This is a genomic window from Lacticaseibacillus chiayiensis (assembly GCF_004123795.1).
GTDB lineage: Bacteria > Bacillota > Bacilli > Lactobacillales > Lactobacillaceae > Lacticaseibacillus > Lacticaseibacillus chiayiensis.
Map to the genome: position 1 here is coordinate 1 of NZ_MSSM01000091.1, position 791 is coordinate 791.

At 45.0% G+C, this 791-nt stretch carries 2 protein-coding genes; both read right to left on the bottom strand.

The window, feature by feature from the left end:
• Positions 1-507: phage major capsid protein (locus BVJ53_RS14735; RefSeq protein WP_129302979.1), on the bottom strand; the 507-nt coding region annotated here is incomplete at its 3' end.
• A 41-nt stretch (positions 508-548) separates the two neighbouring features.
• On the bottom strand, positions 549-791 hold a 243-nt coding region (locus BVJ53_RS14740), incomplete at its 5' end, for an HK97 family phage prohead protease (RefSeq protein WP_191983456.1).

Sequence of the window (791 nt, forward strand, 5' to 3'; positions counted from 1 at the left end):
ATTAGTGAATGGTTTCAGGTCGACCACTGTCTGCAATTCACGCTGTGGCGTATTGACGATGGTATCAGGAATTGTCTCCTTCGCGTCAACAGACTTAACCCCAGCGTTAACTGCATCACTGGCATCAGTAGGATCAGCACGCAAAACCGCAAAGGTACCAACGTCTGTCTTTTCAAAATCAATGCCTTCTGTGTTACGGCCACGGCTGTGAAGATAGGCATTCATAGCGGTGCGATAATTCTGCTGTTCAGGTTGCCGTTTCTTCTTGTCGCTTGGCTGTTCATTGCCTTTCAACGCAGCCTCGTATAAGTCACGTTTTTCTTCAAGATCTTTGATCTCTTTGTCAGCTTTATCATACTTGGCACGAACGCCTTCTGCCTTCTTCAGGTTTTCCTCGGAATCTTCACCTTCAAGTAAAGAACGAAGTTCTGTCTTCATAGCTGGCAACGCTGAACGCTTTTCATCAAGTTGCTTTTTAACAGCAGCTAATTTTTCATCTAAAGTCATCTAGTGACCCTCCTTATTTTTTGTATAAAAATAGGCACCGATTATTCGATGCCCTTGAGCAATTCCTCTTTATTCAGTTGATAAAGCATCTTGCGCCGCTTAAGTTCCCATTCTGGCGGCTGATCTAGCGCTTTTATCTGTTCCAACGATCGTGCTCCGACCTTTACCTCAGTGTCTGGATAAGCAGGTGTTGTCACCGGCGAAACATCAAACAGATGATCAATGTTGTTGATTGTGCGCTCGTATTTAACCCCTCGTTCGCTTGACTTTTGCCACTTTGCGCG